Origin of the sequence: Paractinoplanes tereljensis (assembly GCF_016862435.1) — a bacterium.
Taxonomy (GTDB): domain Bacteria; phylum Actinomycetota; class Actinomycetes; order Mycobacteriales; family Micromonosporaceae; genus Actinoplanes; species Actinoplanes tereljensis.
The window spans coordinates 17,465-36,985 of record NZ_BOMY01000006.1; the positions used below are offsets into that span (position 1 = coordinate 17,465).

General features: G+C 67.6%; 6 protein-coding genes and 1 pseudogene. 4 read left to right on the plus strand and 3 right to left on the minus strand.

What is annotated here, in order from left to right:
- Window positions 1-230: 230 nt before the first annotated feature.
- Together Ate02nite_RS49795 and Ate02nite_RS49375 are read left to right on the plus strand one after the other, a co-directional pair.
- Window positions 231-476 (plus strand): 2Fe-2S iron-sulfur cluster-binding protein, encoded by a 246-nt coding sequence (locus Ate02nite_RS49795; protein WP_354264070.1) that lies wholly within the window; start codon window positions 231-233, stop codon window positions 474-476.
- Window positions 477-565: 89 nt separating this feature from the next.
- A complete protein-coding gene (locus Ate02nite_RS49375; RefSeq protein WP_203799156.1) occupies window positions 566-2,980 on the plus strand; it encodes a hypothetical protein in 2,415 nt (804 codons plus the stop codon).
- A gap of 21 nt (window positions 2,981-3,001) precedes the next feature.
- On the opposite strand, the gene Ate02nite_RS04645 is transcribed toward Ate02nite_RS49375, so the two are convergent.
- Entirely contained in the window at window positions 3,002-5,473 is a 2,472-nt protein-coding gene (locus tag Ate02nite_RS04645) for a rhamnogalacturonan lyase family protein (RefSeq protein ID WP_203799158.1), read from the minus strand.
- Between the two features lie 502 nt (window positions 5,474-5,975).
- Between Ate02nite_RS04645 and Ate02nite_RS04650 the strand changes: the two genes are divergently transcribed.
- Together Ate02nite_RS04650 and Ate02nite_RS48615 are read left to right on the plus strand one after the other, a co-directional pair.
- Window positions 5,976-6,656, plus strand: coding sequence for a sensor histidine kinase (locus Ate02nite_RS04650; protein ID WP_203799160.1), 681 nt, complete (start codon window positions 5,976-5,978; stop codon window positions 6,654-6,656).
- Window positions 6,657-6,711: 55 nt separating this feature from the next.
- A pseudogene (locus Ate02nite_RS48615) lies at window positions 6,712-6,962 on the plus strand (nucleoside/nucleotide kinase family protein); the annotation flags it as partial.
- A 932-nt stretch (window positions 6,963-7,894) separates the two neighbouring features.
- On the opposite strand, the gene Ate02nite_RS04655 reads toward Ate02nite_RS48615, so the two are convergent.
- Together Ate02nite_RS04655 and Ate02nite_RS04660 are read right to left on the minus strand one after the other, a co-directional pair.
- Entirely contained in the window at window positions 7,895-14,827 is a 6,933-nt protein-coding gene (locus Ate02nite_RS04655) for a polymorphic toxin-type HINT domain-containing protein (RefSeq protein WP_239147124.1), read from the minus strand.
- Between the two features lie 56 nt (window positions 14,828-14,883).
- Window positions 14,884-19,455, minus strand: coding sequence for a LamG-like jellyroll fold domain-containing protein (locus Ate02nite_RS04660; protein ID WP_203799164.1), 4,572 nt, complete (start codon window positions 19,453-19,455; stop codon window positions 14,884-14,886).
- Between the last annotated feature and the right edge of the window lie 66 nt (window positions 19,456-19,521).

The window sequence follows — 19,521 nt, forward strand, 5'->3', positions numbered from 1 at the left end:
CGGCCGGCCTACTCCGTACGCTCGCATTGCCGGCCGCTGCCGACGCGTACCTCTGCGGTCCGCCGGCCTTTCTCACCGACGTCGCCGCCGCGCTGGTCGAGGCCGGCCTGCCGGCCGACCGGATCCACACCGAGATCTTCGGCCCCGAGCCCGGCCTGACCCCCGGCATCAGCGCGAAGCCGAACCGCGCACCGCATCCGCCGGCCGGCGCCCCCGGCGACGGCCGGCGGATGTCGTTCGCCCGCAGCGGCCTGACCGTCCCGTGGCCCACCGGTTGCAACAGCCTGCTCGACCTGGCCGAGACGTGCGACGTCCCGGCTCGCTGGTCCTGCCGCACCGGCGTCTGCCACAACTGCGAAACGGGCCTGCTCTCCGGCGAGGTGCACTACAGCCTCGACCCGATCGACCCACCGGCCGAAGGCAACGTCCTGATCTGCTCCACACAGCCGCGCACCGCCGTCACCCTCGACCTCTGACGGCTCGGCAGACACCCAGCCGGATTCGGTGACGGCTGGGTGATGGTCTCCTCCCTATCGTGGCCTGGCCAGTTCAGGGGGGGTCCGTCATGGGCGTGTTGCGGTCCCGGCGCGAGCCGGCCTCCGATTCCCGCGAGCCGCCGGCCCCGACGGTCGGCTCGTCACCCCTCTCCCGGTGGGCGGCCCGGATGGCCCAGCCGATCGCGCCGCAACCCCCGGTGACCATCGAGTTCGACGCGGCCCGGCCGTGGATCGTCAGCTTCGCCGATGTCCTGCCGCCCGCGGCGGCCTCGACCGCGCTGTACGGCGCCGACTATTCGGCACTGATGCGGCCCGATGCCGGGACGGCCTGGACGCCACCCGGACAACTCCGGTTCGAGATCATCCAGGAACTGTTGTTGCCTGCCTATCGGGCCCGGTTCCACGCCGCGATGCGCACCGTCCTGGAGGCGGACGTCCGGCACGTCGAGGAGAAACTGCTCGAGGAACGGATCGACGCGGACGACGAAACCGAGCTCATCGGGTACACCCGGTGGTGGTCGCAGCGCAAGGACCTGCGGACCGAGACCGGCAGTAGCTACTTCGACGAGTTCCTGAGCCGGCTGGCCCGCGACCGCTGGTCCCGCGACTACGGTCTCTTCACCGGCGCCTCCACGTCCTTCCTGGACTCGCTCCACGAGGAGGTCGAGGAGCAGCAGGGCGAACTGATCGCACTCATCGCGGCGAACAGCGTGCGATGGGGGGCCTACCGGCCGAGTTGGACCGCCCTCGACGTCGAGGGCCGGCCGATACGCGGCGGGACGACGCTCACGGTCAACCGGGAGCTGGTGCAGCGCTCGGCGCAGACCGTCCTGGACCGGCTCGAGGGCTTCACCTCGGCCGACGACAGCAAGGTGATCGCCGACCTGCTCACCGGCTTACCCGGACCCGAACTCGGGCAGGTGCTGACCGAGGTCATGAGCCACTACGGGGACTCGGAGATGATCATATTCGGCAAGTACGGGGAGGCCTGGGGTCCCGGGATGCTGTACTGGCTCTTCGAGGACCTGACCGAGGACGACCGGGCCCGGGTCGGCGACGCCCTCAAGCGCAGCGGAGTGCTGCCGCCGAGCACTGTGGACGCGCTCGCCGGCGGGCGCGGATGGGGCGGCAAGTACCTGCCGTACACCACTCACAAGGCCGAGGAGGCCGCTCAGTACTGGGCCGACGTGTACGAGTCCTCCGACAGCTACCTCGTCAAGGCCGGAAGCGGGGTGATGGGCAGCTTCGCCTCGCTGTGGCTGCCGCACACGGCCGGCCTCACCGTGATCACCCTGGTGTCCGCGGGCGCGGCCACCCCGGAAACCGGCGCACTGGCGTTACTGAGCCGGGCGTACCCGACGGTCAGTGCCGTGCTGACGGTGGTCGGTACCGGGGTCACCGCGTTCAACGTGACCATCGCCGTGCAGAACGCGGCTTTCGGTGAGGACGTCTGGAGCGGTCGGCCACTCACTCCCGAAGAGCGGGTGGTGCAGGCCGTCAATGCCGCCTCGGGCACCATCCTGCTCGCCGCGTCCTTCACGTCGGCGGCGTCGACGCCGAGCGCGCCGCCCCCACGCCCGCCCGGCTACACCGGCCCCAAACTGGTGTACAGCGGTCCTGGCCGGCCACCCGGCGGCGGCGCCCCCGCGCCCGGGACGGTCCAGGAGACACGGGTCGTGTTCCAGACCGGACCGGGCGGGGAGGCGCTCAAGGCGGTCGTCGTCGAGGCGCCGGCGGTGCCGATGGTGCAGCCGGTCCGCCCGCCTCTGATCTCGATGCCGCCGGCGACGGGACAGGTCATCCCGCCGCCGATGCCGGCGGTGACCCCGGCGGTGACCGGCGCCATCACTACAACCATCGCCCCCGGGACGGTTCCCGCTCCCGGGCCGAAGCCGGACGACCCGGGAGCGCCGCGGTTCCCGAGCGGGCTGCAGCCGGGCAACGTGCTGGACCACATCCCGCTCGTCTGGTTCAAGCCGTTGTGGGCCTACCCGCCGTCGGTCCACCTGGTCGACCACTGGGGGACTCCCCACGACTACGACATGACGACACCCGGGCAGACGGTCGAGCCGGGCCACGACATCGGAGTCGCCCCGAACTTCCTGCCGTGGCTGGGCAAACCGGTACAGCTGCAGTACGTCCTGCAGGAGGACGACCGCGGACCGGCCGTCGACCGCTTCCGCAGCCTGCTGGTCCGGCACGGTTGGCTGGAACATGCGACCCATCAGATCGACCACGTCCAGGACCTGGGCTGGACCGGTCCGGAAGCTGACGACCCGTTGAATCTGTGGCCGCTCGCCGCAGCACGGAACACCCTGGCCGGTAACCGCTTCCAGAACTACCGGGTCACCTACAGCAACGTCCCGGGCGGCGGTCCGGCCACGCCCACCACCACGAACGTCCGTCTGGTCGACCGCACCCGCCACCCGGGCGTGGACAACCTGGTCGGGCGATGGTTCATCATCCGGGAGATCGGGCTCTGACGGCAGCCAGTCCTATCAGCCTTACCCGACCGTGACCGCGGGCTGACGCCAGACGGTGAAGTTCTCGATGTGGAAATGGCTGGCTACGGTGCGGAAGGCGAACCAGCCGCTCCGGTACGGGTCGGGGTCGGTGTAGTCGAACACCAGTTGGTCGTCGCTGTAGTAGCGGATCTGGGAGCCGTTCACCGAGATGCGTACGTGGATCGGCACGTTCGCGGCGATCCGTGGCTCGGTGTAGTCGTAGACCAGTGGGCGGTTGCCGGCTTCACCGACGTACCGTCTGAATCTTGTTGTGGTGTTGAGGTTTGCGCCCTGTCCGACGTAATAGGTTTTGAGGTAGTCGTACTCGGCCAGGGCTCCGTGCCGTTCGGTGGCGAAGACGTCGGCCGGTGAGCGGGAGTCGCGGGCGCTCCAGAACGAGTTCAGGTCGGTGACGTGGTCGTTCGGGCCGCCCGCGGCGATCGGCGTGGCGGTGTACTCGATCTCGTACGGGCCCTCGAGCTCCTGCTTGAGCCAGACGCTCGCGCCGCCAGGCACGTCGATGTCGAGCACGCCGTCGGCCGCGGCGACCGTGCCGCCGCTCTGCAGCTCGGCCGACCACTTGCCGGTGCCCGTGGTGAAGTGGTCGCTGGTGACGATCTGCCACGCGTTGCCCGGTTTGGCGGTGGTCTGGATGTTCGGCTTCTTCGGCGCCCGGCTGCCGAAGCCGAGGTAGAAATCGGTCAGCGTGGACTGCAGGTAACCGCGAACCGTCCAGCCCAGCCGGTAGGCCGGGTCGTGCGCGAGGGTGTAGAGCCGGGTCTTCGTCGGGATGTTCGTGGTGAAGACCCGCAGCGCGGTGTGGTCGCTGGTCTCGGCCAGGTACTCCTCCCGCCAGTCGCCGAGGATGTCGCCGTAGAACGGGACCGCGTTGCGCCACGAGGAGACCACGCCGTACGGCTCAAAGATCTTGGAAGTGGTCTTCGTTTTCCAGTTCCACTTCTCGATGTACGTGTTGTCGAGCAGTTCGGAGCCGGTGTCGCCATCCCACCAGATCCGGAAGTTGACGCTGGGCGTGGTCTTCGAGATCTGCTCGCCGTCGACGGTCCAGACGCCCGCACCGGGAAGGTCGCTGTTCGCGGTGGCGGCCCAGAACTCGTACCCGGGATGGGTGGGGTCGATGTCGGCGGTGGTGCCGCGCGGCACGTCCCACAGCGTGGCGTCCGGCGGGATGTCCGGGTGCGCGCCGGTGATCAGTCGTTGGCCGGTCGACGCGTCGTAGTAGTACCAGGGGAAGGCGGTGAAGACGCCGCCCTCGGTCTGCTGGATCGCGTAACCCTCCAGGCCCGGCCGATTCGGGTCGAGGTCGCCGAGGTGGAACCGGTCGCCGTGAACGGATTCGGGCACCACGTAACGGAACGTGCCGTCGCTGTTGACCACGTAGTTGCCGTCCGCGATCTCGTCCCGGCCGTCCTGGTCGACGTCGGCGATTCGCAACTGGTGGAAGCTGGTGCCCTGGTCGGTGCCGCGGACGAAGGTCCAGCGCCGGGTCAGGTCGCGCCCGTCGAAATCCCAGGCGGCGAAGAGCACCCGGAAGTCGCCGCGCCTCGCGCCGACCCGGACCACCTGCTTGGTGATCAGGCTGGGGTGTACGCCGTCCAGGTAACCGATGCCGTACTGGCCGCCGGACGGGCCGTCGGCCACGAAGTCACCGGCGACCGGAACCCGCTTGCGCTCGACCCCGGTCCGCCCGTCGACCACCGAGACGAACTGGTCGAGCGGGTTGCCCGACCGGACCACGGCACCGTCGGCGAAGGTGGTGCCGTTGGCGGTCTTCACGAAGACCTCGGCCCGGCCGTCACTGTCCAGGTCGTACACGGTGACGTTGTCGTCGTTGCGGTAGCCGGCGACGTCGCCGTACCCACTGATCGCCGCGAGCGGTGGGTCGTTGGCGGCGTTGCCGCCCTGGCGGGTGAAGGACGCCGGCCCCAGGTCGACCCGCCACAACTGCGCCCCGGCCAGCGTGTACGCCTCGAGGTAGTTCGGTTTGTCCAGGTCGTAGGAGAGCCGGGAGACGACGATCTCGTAGCGGCCGTCGCCGTCCAGGTCGCCGGGCCAGGCGTGCTGCACGTAGTAGCCGGGCGCGGCGGCCAGCGGAATGTCACCGGGGGTGAACGCGACCGGGCTCTTCGCCTGCGCCCGCCCGCGCACGACGGCCCGGACGGTGTAGTCGCCGGTCCCCCGCGATCGGTCGGTGAAGGTGGTCGACTCGGTGATCGGCCGGTCGTTGAGGCGACGGGACCCCTTGAAGACGTCGAAGGCGATGTCGCTGCCGTACTCGGTGCCGAGCAGCCGCCAGCTCAGGAACGTGCCACCGCCCTGCGCCGGCACCGCGACCAGCCCGCGATCGAGCGACTCGACGATCCTTTTCAACGGCCGGGAGGCGGACGCCGGCGTAGCGGCCAGCCCGGTCAGCAGCAAGCCGGCCGCGATCGCGGCGAATGCACGTTTCATAGCGCGGACCGTAGAAGATCACTGTTGCACAGATTTAAAGGTGCACATTCTTAAATGAGATGTACGAGCAGCCAGGAGCCCTGCGACAGGGCCGAAATATGACCCGGGCAACATGGTGCGGTGAAATTTCGTCAGCTTGAGTACTTCGTCGCGGTCGCCGAGGAGGGCAGCTGTTCGTCGTCGACCTGCCCCAGGTGCTGGGCCGCTTCCACGTCACCCATCCGCTGGTGACCGTCCAGCTCCGGACGTCGCCGGCGACCCCCAAGGCCTGCGTGCGCTGCAAGATCTCGCGCTCTCCGCGGTGAGCCGGTCCGTCCCCGGGCCGTGGATAGACGGAGGCCCTGCGGTGTACGACCAGAACGTTAGGCCAAGCCAGCGGATGTTGTTCCGGGTCGTACCCGTGCGGTACCCGCGAACACCGTCACAGGCGGACGCGCCGGAGGGCTGCCGGGGCGCAGGATTTCCCTTGTCAGCGGTTGTTTCAGTGACTCGGGGAGCCGACATGCACGCAGTACTGGTACGCCACGACGAGCCCAGCGCCCTGGCCGAGCTGCGCGACCTGATGGCCATGGCCAGCCATGACCTGAAGTCGCCGCTGGCCGCCGCGCTCTCGAACCTCGAGATGCTCCGCGAGGACCACGCCGACCACATCGGCGACGACGGCGAGCGGTGCCTGGCGGCGACCGAACGGGCCTTGGCCCGGGTAAACGGCCTGGTCGAAGACCTTCTGGCGTACGCGATGGCAGATCAAAAAGACATCAATCCCCATGCCGTACGCCTGGCCGACGTGATCGCCGACCACGACGTGACCGTGCGTGGCCCGCTGCCGACCGTGCTGGCCGACCCGAAGCTGCTACGGCACGTGCTCGACAACCTGATCGGCAACGCGATCAAGTACACCCCCGGCGGGGTTCGCCCACAGGTGGAGGTGCACGCCCAGCCGTACGCCTGCGGTCTGGTCCGAATCGAGGTCGCCGACCGCGGCATCGGCATTCCCGAGGCCGACCGGCCGAGGGTGTTCGAGGCCTTCCACCGCTCCGCGAACAGCAGCGCCTACCGCGGCACCGGTCTAGGCCTGGCCATCTGCCGCCGCATCGTGGAGCGGCACGGCGGCCAGATCGGCGTCGAGGAAAACCCCGGCGGCGGCAGCCTCTTCTGGTTCACGCTGCCCGCAGCCTCGTAGCCGTCCAGGCAAGGCGCGATACCACGACCCTTCGCGCGAGCAGGACGGGCCGGACATGGACCAAGGCACCCGCGACGAGATGCTCGGCCGCCTGGCCGAGGCAGTCGGGCCGGTCACCCCCGCACACCCGACGCGGGTTGCCATCGACGGACCACCCGCCGCCGGCAAGACCACCCTCGCGGACGAGCTGGCCGGCGCCTTGCCAGCACAGGGCCGCGAGGTCCTCCGCGCGACGATTTCCTCTTCCCCCAGGCGCAGCGCTATCCACGCGGCGAGTTCTCAGCCGAAGGCTGCTACTTCGGCGCGTCGCCCAGTTCCTGCTGAAACAGAACGAGATCGCCGGCCGCATCGTCGACGCCATGATGGCCAAAGACGTCCACGGCATCGACATAGATAGATTTATTTGATCATCTGACATCAACGCTGACAGCAACCGGGGCGCATTCCAGATAACATGGACGCACAATCGTGCACCTACAGATATTCCGAGAGCCCGTCACATCTGCCGAGAATTCACATACCGGGTATCAGGAGAACGTTCTTATCAATCAAGGTAACCGCATCCCGAGACTCGCCTCGCGATCAGGAATATCCGAATATACGATCGCAACCAAATCCTCCGGATGACCCGAGATGAGACTGATCCCGCGACTAACAAAGACGACTCGCTCGGCATCTATGAGCCAACTCTCCGAGAGCCCTGAGACTCCAGGAAATGGAAGCATCGCCGATAGATCGAGTGATGAGACCTCGGAACCCTTTAGTTTCCGAATATCTTTCGCTACGCGGCGGACCTCATACTCAAGCGCCAACGACTCAATCCATTCCTCCACCGAGGCGTACAAGGGGATGAATTCAGTGCCCCCTACGCCGAAGGCACCATCAGGCCCGAGGAGGAAATCGTAGAAGACGGAGAAACGGGCGGAGCCCGCCTCAATAAATCCGCCATCTGACCAATTCCCAGCTAGCAGGTCTGGGCCAAGATACTTTGGACCACCGTTAAATAATATCGAAGGTGGTAGATATAGATCACCCCATCGCCGCTCGTAGGCCACGGCTCGCAGAACGAGCACCTCGTCAAGCCCTTGCTCGACCCACTGATCCGCAGACCGCCGCGCCCGATTACTAGTGACTCGCTGCCCGTGCGCTCGCACGAACGTAAGGGCACGTCGAGACAAAGCATCGTCCGGTAGATCCATTACGCCGCGCCCCCTCAATCACCAACAACGGAGCATACATCATTTCCACGTTCCGTACAGCCGGTTGATCATAGGCTGGCAGTAGTCCTCACAAGGATTAACAGCCTCTCCGGAATTGGTCTTAAGCGTACGGAAGGATCCTCCGAAGATCTCATCCCCGGCCTTTTGCGCCTCATTGAGAGCACAGACCTCGGAACAGCCTGTATGACGCCCCCTCAGAACATCATCGAGAACTGACCCCGGTTCGATGTCCACCCCTCCAGGGGTAGTTCGGCCGTAATACCGGTTTCCGTTAGGCGAGGTGTATTCAGTGACGAACCGCGGCGCATTCGTCCCGAGATTCGCCTGCCGATAGTCCTCCAAGGTGGATCCTGCTGGAGCCGGGCCGGGCTCGGCACCGCAGTTGTGTACGAGTACAGGCGTTGTGCCCGCGAGCACATAGTACGTGTGAATGTCGGCGACGGTGAGGTTGAACATGTAGGCCGGGCCCCACACGCGCGCGACCCGGCGCACCGCGACGCTGTCCCCGGTCGCAGTGACGAGCCGGTCACTGACTTTGAGGTCACCAGCAGCGACCCAGGCCGCACGCGTTTCGTCCCAGAAGAGATGACCTGCGGTCGTATGCAGAGTCGAGGCCACACTGCCCCGCTCACCGATCTCGACGTCGACGAGGTCGCGATCGAGATTCTTGTGCAATGCGGTAACCACTTTCGACCCCGACGTTTCGTTCGTCGGGTCAGTGGCCAGCACCTTGTCACCGATTCGCACGCCGGCTATCGGCTTTGTCTTGCCGTCGGCCATGAGGACCTTGGTGTCCGGAGAGAAACTGCAGAGATCGCCCAGAAGCGATCTCAGGCCACCCATACCGGTGGCGAATCCGCTGGCGCCGAACATGCTTCCGGTGGCGGCGAAGGACGCCTCGCCCGCTGCCGCTTCGAGCGCAATCCCGGCGCAGGCCTCGATGGCAAGACCGCACGCCAGCGTGCCGATCACTGCGAGAACAGTGAGTCCACCGCCGATGATTCTTTTCTTTCTGGAGGCTTCCGCGGTGAACGGGTTGGGTCCGCTGCACTCGTCGACGACGTTCGAGGCGAGCCACCCGCACAGGAGTTTCCATTCCCGGTCGCCCTGGGCCGCGAACTCGGACAGACTGCGGATCGTGTAGGTCTTGGAGTTGTAGTTCCAGGCCGGGAGGATCTCTTTCAGACCGTCGGGGATGGCGACCTTGACGCTGCCGAGGTCAGTGGCGTCGCTACCGGGATTGGTCGGCTTAGCGGGTGAAGGCTTGGTCGGGTTGACGTAGCCGCCGCAGTTGCCACCGTTGCCGGCGTCACAGCCGGGCCGGTCGCGGTCGATGACCAGGCCGGTCGGGTCGGAGCTGGTGATCGGGCTGTTGTTGGCGTAGGCGTAGGCGTTCCACTGTTGCGGATCGGACAGATCCAGCACCGGGTCGACGGAGATGAAGCGGCCCAGAATCTGGTCGTACTGCCGGGCTCCGATGTTCACCAGGCCGGTCGGGTCGTTGTCGCCGCCGACGAAGCCCTTCTCGTTGACCCAGGACGTGGCGGTGCCACGCGAGCCGCCGTAGGGCGTCTGGCGCCGGACACTCACGTTCTGTGTGGCCGCGTTGATGGCGATCTGCTGGGTGCCCTGGTGATCGGTGAAGAGCCAAGTCAGATCGGTAGCCGCCGAGGAACCCTTGCGGGAGGCGAAAACCGTGCCGGCAAGGCCGTAGTAGCGGGTACCGGTGACGGCCGTGCCCTGTTTGCGGATCTCCTGATTCGGCAGGTAGAGCGTGGTTCCGGTGGCATCCCGCCGGATGATCCGGTTGCCGTCGGGGCCGTAGACATTGCTCTCGACCGTACTGTCGGCCGCGGTGACCGTGGCCAGCTTGCCTTCGGCGTCCCAGGCCAGGGTCTGGCTGCCGGCCTTGGTGTCACAGTTGTTGCTCGTGCTGGTGGGGGCGGGCCGGCAGGTGGTGTTGCCACTGCTGTCGTAGCGGTATTGCGTGGTTGCCGTGGTCAGGCCCGGTGCGGCGGTGGTCATCGAGCTGACCGTGTGCGGGCCGGTCACACCCGCGCCGCCGGTCGGCACCGCGTAGCTGAGCTCGGTGTCGCCAGTTGACGCGTGGTTGGTCTGGGTGAGCCGGTTGCCGACGGAGTCGAACGTCCAGTCCTGCCAGTACGGTGCTGCGCCGCCGAGGCTGCTCGCCGTGGGATCGGTCGCGCAGTCCGCCCCGGTGGCCGGGGTCCACGCCGTGGTCAGCCGGCCCAGCAGGTCGGTGCGGAAGCACTGCTTGTCGGCGGCGCCGACCGCCGGTGTGTCCGCAACGGAAACGATGTTGCCGGCCTTGTCGTACGTGAAGTTACGGTCGGAGACAGTCCCGGCCACCGTCTCCCGGCCCACCGTGGTCCGGGTGATCCGCCGCGTTCCCTCCTCGCGGTAGACCACGTCCTGCGTCCACTTGCCGTCGGACATCTTGTAGATCGAGCCGGACCGCTCGCCGTACGCGGTGTAGGAGGTCGTGGCCATCGTGCCGGCCGACCCGGTCAGGGAGGTATCGAGCCGCACGGGCAGGCCGGTCGTGTCGTCGAAGTCGGTGGTGAGCTGCTCGGTGACCAGGCCTCCACCGCTGGGGTAGGACACCGACGTCTGCTGACCGGTCGCGTCCGCGTACCCGTAGGCGTAAATGTAGGCGCCGTCCAGGCCCGCCTCGATCTCCGGAACCACGTACTGGACGCTCGTGGGCTGGTAGCGGTTGTTGAATCCGCGGACCTGCCACAAGTATTCGTTTTCCGAGCCGGCCGGCTCGTACCGGATGGACTGAGTCAACTGGCCACGGAAGCCGGTCTGGCCGCTGTCGAGGCTGTCGTAGAGCAATACCGTGCGCAGTGCGCCGGTTGCCGAGTCGTCCCGGACGGTCCGGCTACGCCCGAGGGCGTCGTAGGTGTACCAGAGCTTCTCGCCGCGAGCGTCGGTGGTGCTCCGCACCTCGTCGTATTCGTTGTAGTCCGTGGTCAAGTTGCCGCTGTCCGGGTCGGCCTTCGAGACCACCCGTCCGATCAGGTCGTAGGTGCTGGTCCAGGCGTTGCCCGCGGTATCGGTCGTAGTTACCAGCTGATCCTTGCGGTTGTAGCCGTATTTCGTCTCGAGGTAGGCGCCGTTCACCCCGGCTGTCGTGGTGTGCTCGCGCAAGGCAACCGTGCGGCCTTGGCTGTCCGTCACCGTGGTGGCGGGCGTGCCGCCCGCCGGCGGGGTGACCTTGGTGAGGTCACCCTCGTAGGCAGTGACGGTGCGCCACTTCTCCACTAGGTTGGTGACCCCGTCGCCGCTCAGGAAGATCGCGGCTGTCGCGCGCCCGGCGCGGTCGTAGACGTTGCGGCTGACCGACGGCACCGACCAGTCCGGCTCCGACCAAAGCGTCCCGGACGGGGCGCCCGGTTCGGCGTGGGCGCTGTAGGTCTCGGCGACCCGGCCGAATTCGTCGTAGATGGTGTCGGTGACAACCCGGTCGCCGCTGCCGCCTAGTGAGATCGTTTGCGTCTGACGCGACCGCAGCAGGCCGTCCAGGATCTGGTACGACGAGACGTAGTTGCCGTCCGCGTTCAGCGCCTGCGACTTGACGTAGGGGTAGGCGTCGCGGCCCGCGGCGAGGACGTACTGGTATTGCGCCGACGGTTTGGCCGGATTATCAGCCCGGTTCCAGCCCAACTGCCACACCCGCAGCACCCGGCCGAGCCCGTCGTAGTCGACGTCGGCAGTGATCCGGCTGTTCGGATCGGTCGTCTTGGTAGCGGAGCCCCAGTAGGGGTTGTTGTTGGACGTGCTGATCCAGCCCAGCGGGTTCTTCGTGCTGACGCCGGTGACCGGTCCGCCCACCGCGGGGGTATAGGTGGTCTGGGTCAGGTTGCCCTTGAGGTCGGTGCCGCTGACGACCCGTCCGGTGGAGTCGTAGGTCGCCTTGGTCGTCGTCTGCCACACCGTGCCGGTCGACGGCGCCCAGTCCTTGAGCCGGTCCGACATCGTGGCCGAACCGAAAGTCGGCACCGTTGTCAGGCTGGTCGCGCCGTCGAAGAAGACGCGCTCGTCGGAGATGACGTCGTCCACGCTCGACGGCGATGTGCCGCAGGTCAGCGCCGTCGTCAACGTCCGGCTCACCAACGTGATCAGGTTCTTGGCGGTATTGCGGTTGTACGTGTACGCCACGCACTTCTCGTCGCCGGTTTTGCCGACATCGCCGTCTTCCTGCGACCAGTTGACAGTTCCGTACGTCTGGTCGAAGTCCGTCCGGCCGCTCGTGGTCCGCCAGCCCCGGCTTCCGTCCACCCCGAGCGCGGTCTGCGCGTACGTCACCTGGTTCTCGACGTACCGGGCCTCGACGGTGTCGCCGTTGATCGTGCGGCTCGCGGTCGGGTTGGACCGCCACGGCACGGTGATCGTCCGGGAGACCGGTTTGGCGTCGACGCCGTTGTAGACGGCCTGCTGCCGGATCATTCCGGCAAACTGATCTTCGTCGTAGACGGTTTCGGAGCCATACGCCGCCGGCGAGGTCACCGACCGAGTGCCGCCACTCGCCGCCGCGCGGTCGCCGTGCATACCCCGCAGGAATGTCGTGACCGTCAGGGTGCGGGTATCGGTCTCGTCGCCGACCTGCGTACGCACCTCTTTGTAGCCGCGCCACTGGTCCCAGGTCTTGCGGTCGGGCTTGCTCAGCCCGTCGTCGTCGGCATAGTGCCAGGCCGGGGCCTCGACGTACTGGTAGCGGGTGTGCTTGGTCGGCGCCGCGTTCCCCGAGGTCAGTTGAAGGTCGTCCTCGGCGATGTGCACCACCACGTACTTGTGCCACCACTCGGTGACCAGGACGTCGCCGGTCGGGTTGCTCGAATCGGGCACGCGCACCGGATAGCACCGGTGGGTGTTGGACTCCGGCGCCAGCGACGCGACCATCGTCTCCGTGCACTCCGGCTCCGAGTAGTCGACCTTGATCCGGGCCCCGGTCTCGGTGACGATGTTGGAGATCCGCAGCCAGTTGTTCGCGGAAGTGTTCTCGGTGACCACACGGTTGGCCAGCGACACCGCTTCGAAGGTCACCGGCGGCATGCTGACCGCGGTGCCGACGAGACCGCTGTGGTCGATCCGCGACAGCCACAGCCCGGTGTGCGCGGAGTCCGCGGTCGCCGAGAACGTGTGGGTCAGCGTCCACGAGTCGACGTCCTGCCACGCCGGCGTGGCGGCCGTCGTGTCCCACACCCGGGTGGTGATCGTCTTGAGCCGTTTGGCCGTCCAGAACGTGGGCGCGAACTGGCCCGAGCAGGAGGTGGCGGACGCCTTGCACTCCTGGTCCCACGGAGTGTCTTTCCAGTTGGCCGTGGTCGGTGAGGCCTCCGTGCCGCAGTCGGCGAAGCACCGCATGTCGGTCCCGAAGAGCACCTGCGCGTACGGCTCGGTATTGCGCTGGGTCACGCCGTGCGTGGCGGCCGTGCGGTCGTAGGTGCCGTAGTCGATCCGGGTCAGGTATCCGGCCCGGTCGTAGGTGACGGTGTCCGAGTCGGTGGCGTTCTGCGCGTACTTGTTGGCCTCCTTGCCGTACCAGAACGACATGGTGTTACCACGCACGTCGACGACGTAGTCCAGATTCCACCGCCAGGCCTGCACGCAGTCCGACGAGGTGAACGCGGTGGCGTGGCAGGGTTCGCCGGCGTGGTTGCCGAAGATCGGCACGGTCAGCGTCGAGTTGGTACCGGTGGTCTCCCCGGGCAGATCGTCCAGACCGAAGTAGTACTGCGTTCCGTCGTTGGTGGTGACCCGCCAGTGCTCACCGACACCGTCGACCCCTGCGGTACCGGTGTCACCGTTCGCGGCACTCGTCAGCTTCTCGATCTTGGTGCCGTCTTCGGAGCGCAGATGCCAGCCCTTACCGGCCTGATAGATCAGCTCGCCGCTGTGGCCACCGAAGCTCATCGTCGCGTTGTCCGACCGCCAGCACTGATCACCGCTGGTCTTCGTGCTGTTCGCGCCTCCGGTCGAATCTGAACCGCACGGGACGTAGCGTCGCTCGATGTAACCGGGGGCGTAGTCGAAACCCTCGCCGACCCACGACGGCTGGTTGTTGGTCACCTCGGACCGGCCGTCCACCGCCGAGGATGAGTACGACAGGGCGACGTTCGGGGCCAGCCCGGTCGCCGGCGGCACCCGCACCGGGTAGTTCCAGGAGAAGTCGCCGGAGTTGCCACCGGACGTCCACGCCGAGCTCGACGCCAGGCTGGTCGCCCCGAAGTCGCCGTCCGTGCCGGCGGCCGTCGCGGCCAGTGCCACGAGCGAACTCGGTGCCACCAGCGAAGCCGCCGCCGAGTTGACCGCCACCGTCGCCGTTACCGTGCCGGCCTTCGGATCGGCGTCCGTCGGCAACGCCACCCAACGGCATGCCGGCGCGTTCGGTGTGGTCAGCGCGCACTGCGGCACCCGCCACAGCTTCAGCCGCGACGCCCAGTCGGCGCCGTACGCCTGCTGGAAGTCCCGATAGTCCACCGACAGGCGAGTGACGCTGGCGTCCGCGCCGGTCGGCGCGGTCAGCCGGAACAGCAGACCGTCACGCCACGCGGCCGGAGCCTTGGCGCGGTCGACCACCTGCACGTCCATGCCGGACAACCGGGTGCCTACCGCGCCGGGCACGTCGCTCACCCAGGCCGGCAGGTCACCCACCTTCGCCCGGCGCGCCGGCGACTTCGCGGACGAGGTGGCGGTGGTCTTCGGGAACGTCACCCGCACCGACGTTGCGCCGGGCCACTCCGGCGCGGCCGCCGGCTTGTCCTGCACCTTCTGCTGCGTCCACGCCTTGCCGGCGACCGGGCCGCCGTCGTGGTCCAGTTTCTCGGCCGGCACAGCGGCCGGGCTCGGCGCGGCAGCGACGGCTGCCTGCGTCGGCACCGCCGCGCCACCGGCCACCAGGCTGACGGCCAGCGCCGTCCGCACCGCAAATCTCCCGCTCCGTACGCGCACGACTCGTCCCCCTCGAGTTGGCATCTCGCTCATCGCCGCCACACGACCGTTCCGCTCGGATCCTGCAGGTACAGCTCACCGCTGTCGTTGAGGATCAATCGGTCGGCCCCGGTGCCGCTCGTCTTGCTCGACCAGGTCGCCACTCCGTCGGCACGGTAGATGACCAGGTTGCCGTCGCCCTGCATCACCGCCGAGGAGCCGGGATTGCCTGGCGTGTTGGTGTGCCAGATCGCCGTGCCGTTGTCGTAGAGCACGAAGTTGCCGTCCGACTGCATGTACAACTTGAAGCGACCGTTGCCGGCCTGCATGCCGTAGGTTTCGTGCAGCCACCGGTTCGCCCAGAGGACGTCCTGGCCGGAGTCGTATAACTGTTTGACGATCTGACCGGCCGGATCGAGCAGGATGAGATCACCGTTGTCGTAGAGCACCAGCCGATCGGCCGCCGTTCCGGACGTGTCGCTCGCCCAGACCGCCGCCCGGTCCGCGTCGTAGACGACGAGGTTCCCGTCGCCCTGCATCACCACCGACGAACCGGGACGCCCCGACGTGTCGGTCCACCAGACCGCCTTCTTGTCGAGGTAGAGGACGAAGTTGCCGTCGGTCTGCATGATCAGCCGGTAGTGGCCGTTACTGGACTGCAGATCTTGGCCCGGGTACAGCGATTGGCTCACCCCGAGGATGTTCTGCACCGAGTCGTAGAGCTGCTTGACGATCTGACCGTCCTTGCCGAGAAGAACAAGGTCACCGTTGTCGAGCAGGACCAGGCGATCGACGGCCGAACCGGAGGTGTTGCTCGCCCAGATCGCCAATCCGTCCGCGCGGTAGATCACCAGGTTGCCGTCGGCCTGCATCACCACCGACGAACCGGGGCGACCGGACGTATCGGTCCACCACACCGGCGTCGCCTCGTGGTAGAGCACGAAGTTGCCGTCCGACTGCATCCACAGGCGGTAACTTCCGTCGCTGGACCGCAGGCCCTCGGCCTCCTGCAGCGTCTGGTTCTTGCCGAGGACGTTGGCACCGGCGGCCTCGAGGATCTGCTGCCGGTACCCGATCCCCACCGCGGTCGCGCTCATCGCACCCTGGTAGACCGTGACGTCGTCGATGCCGCCGAACCACTGGCCACCCAGCGTGTCGTTCCCGAAGCCGTGCCCGACGAGCACCTGTCCGGATGCGTTGAACGGTGTGAACGAAAGCTGCCGGGTGCCCACGATCTGCCCGTTGACCAACAGCAGCATGGTGTTGCGGCTCGCGTCGTAGACGCCGGTGAGCTGGGTCCACACGCCCGGCACCGCGGCCGACCCGGTGATGACAGCCTTGCCGGGCGTGTCCGTGTTGTCCTGCCCGGCGACCGTAAACTTCCAGTTACCGCCGACGGCCGTTCCGGAGTCGGGCTGGTATTCGAGGGAGAATGCGCTCTGATGCGCACCTCGCTGAGCGATGATGGTGCGGGTTCCGGCGTCCTTGTGGTCGGCGTCGAGCGTCACCCACGCCGACACCGTGAACGACTGGTCGGTGCGAAGCACCGCCTTGTCGTTCCAGATCGTGTACCTCCGACCATCGTCATCCGGTGCGGTCGTCCCGTTCTTCACAGCGCTACGGCCGTACTCGTCGGTAGAGTCGGTGTTTTCGGCGTCCGGGAGAGCGGTGTTGTCGAGCCAGAGCCCCTGTTGGCTGGCGGTACGCCCGGCGCCCACCGCCGAGCCTCGGGTCAACGCCAACCAGCGACCCCAGGCGGTGGTGGAGTCCGGCGCCTCGCAGGAATAGCGCAGATCAGCGACGTAGCAGGGGACTGCTCCTTGGAAGTCCCAGTCGCCGACCGCGATCGGCGTGTTGATGCCGGGCTCGTCGAATCCGCCGGATGCCGGGTCGGAGGCCAACTGGCCGGTGAAGTCCAGCGGCACCAGAACCCGGCTGAAGACCTTGACGTCCGCGATCGAGCCGTTCCAGAAACCGCTGCCCACGCCCGACCCGAAGCCCCGGCCGACGGCGAACCGCCCGGTGGCCGGCCAGGCGACGGCCGTCCGGTCGACCTGAGCCACCAGCGTTCCGTTGACGAACAGCCGGAGTTGCTTCTCGGTGGCGTCGTACGAACCGGCCACCTGCGTCCAGCGCTTCACGTCGGCGGCCTGCGGCGACACCGCGGTGACGAGCCCGCTCGACTGGGTGGCGTCGTTCTTCATCCCGAACGACCAGTAGGGCGTGCTCCCGTTGCGACGGACGCCGATCTCGAAGCCGGCCGCGCCGGTGCCGTCCTGCGTCGCGAACGACACGTCCGCGGTAGGTGACGCGCCGAGCCACACCCAGGCGGAGACGCTGAACGAGGCCGTGGTGTCCACCACCGCCGAGGCGGTCGTCGCCTGGGACGAGGCGCCGTTGAAGGTCGCGGTCTCGCCGCCGACCAGCCGCACGTCAGGTTCCCAGGAGATGTTCGACGCGGTCAGTGCCGGTGACCCGTCGGCCAGGGCGGCATCCTGGCCGATGCCGGGATAGGTTTCCAGTCCCCACTTGGCGATCGGTGGGGACGGCCGGCCGACCTGGAACGACAGCACGCCGTAGCCCTCGTTCAGGGTGACGTCGATGGCCTTGTACTGCAGCACGTTGGTGCCGAACGTTTGCGCGGTCACCTCCACGTCGGCGTATTTCGGGGTCGTGCCCTGTGCCGCCACCACCTTGGTCGCCGCGTCCCAGCCGTACTGGAACTTCGTCACGTCGGAGGAGGGCGACTCGATGCGGATCACGCCCTTCTGACCCGGACCAGCCGGGTACGTGACCACCGATGCCTTTACCTGCGGTACCTCGGTGTCCACCCGGAACTGGCACCAGGCCGACCAGGGGCCGGTCTGCAAGTACGGTGATTTGTCCGTGGCCTTCGCCCGGAACGCGTACGTCTTGTTCTTCGTCGCCGTCACCGTGGCGCTGATGGCCTCGACTCCGGGGGTGACCGAGGTCTTGTTCGGCGGCGCACTCAGGCGCGACGGGGTGCTGTCGGTCACCGTGCTGATCCCGCCGGATGGCACCTCGACCCACTCGAACGCACCGCTCAGCGAATCATTGGGCTTGTCCGGGTCCTGGAACGTCGCCGCGAAGGTCGGCGTCAGCGTTCCGATCGTCACCGCGCTGGGGCCGCAACCGGACCCGGCCACCTTCAGCCCCGTCGGCGCGGTCGGCTTGCTGTCGTAGTCGACGTACAGGATCGCGGCCTTCGGGTCGAACTTCTTCCACCGGTTCTGCGTCGATTCGCCGCTGCCGTCCGCGGCGCGCGCCGTGAATCCGATGTTGACCGCGCTCCAGCTGCCCTTCGCCACGTCATCGAGCAGGCCGGTGACGGCGGCGCCGGTGAAGTTCATCGTCATATTGCCCTGGATATCGGAGCAGCCGCCCGCCTCGTTGGCGTGCCCGCTGGCGGTGTCCAGGTAGCGGCCGAGCGTCATCGCCGACCAGCTCGCCTTCATGGTGGCGTTGATCGCGGCCGTCGCGTACATCGTGCTGACGGTGCTGGTGCAGGACCAGGAGTGGTTGAGCTGCATCTCGACCCGGGCCGACTGGATGTGCTTCTGGGCGAGCGAGACACCGTTGGCGGTCGTGCCGAACTGGAAGAACGACCGGTAGAGCGCGCCGGTGGTCGGGTTGAGGCCGACCCGGGCGGTGGCGTAGTCGGTGTTGTTCGAGTTGTCGTCCGTCGCGTACGCCCATTTGCCCTTGTAGATCGACCAGATCGGGTCCACGTACAGCGGGTAGGAGGCATTCTTCAGGAGTCCGGCGTCGGGCCGCAGCACGAGGTCGTGGCCGGTGAGCGTCAGCTCCACCGGTGCGACCTGCGCGGCCTCACCGGGGCTGCGCTCGGTCGAGGGGGCCACTGCCGACGGTGCCGCCGACCCGGTCAGCTTGGAGCGCGTCGCCGGGGCGGTCTTCGAGTCCCACATCACCGCGGGTTCCGTCGCGGCAAGGACCGACCCGGCCCCCGATGCGGTCATCACGCCGTCGTTCTCCGTGACCTGGGCGGTGCCGCCGAGCGTGAGCCGCACCTCGGCGACCTCGGCCGCGGCGGCGGCCTCGGCCGACTTGATGACCAGCGTGTGGGCGAAACCGGTCTCGGTCGCCCGCACCACCAGGTCGACGCCGGGCCGCACGTCGGCGTAGGTGGCCGAGTCGGCCGCGACGATGGGTCGGGGCAGCGTGCCGGGCCACGTGAGGGTCACCGTCTTGCCGGCCCGGGTCAACGTCGCCATCGGGCCGGTTCCGCCACTGGAGAACGCGACGTCCGCCGTGGCGACCGCCGGGCGCAGCAGGCCGTCGGCGCCAGGACTCAGTTTCAGGTCGATGTCAGCCCAGCCGTCGCCGTGGCGGGCACGCTGCGGCACCGCCGCCGACTCGAACCGCAAACTCCCGTCGGGCTGGGCCACCACCTGCGAGAACTCGGTCTGTGAGGCGCTGACCTTGACCGGCTGGTCGCAGCTTTCCGCCAGCGTGACGGCTGCCGTCTCGCTGCCGGCCGAGTCGGTGCACGCCGCCGCCGCAATACCCGTCGTGATCGGCGCCACCAGGGCGCCGCTTACCAGAATCGCCGTTGTGTAGACGAGCAGAAAGAAAGATCGCATTACGCCCCCGTATCGATGCGACCAGCATGATCACACCCCACGGTTCATCCACGCAATCCAATCCCG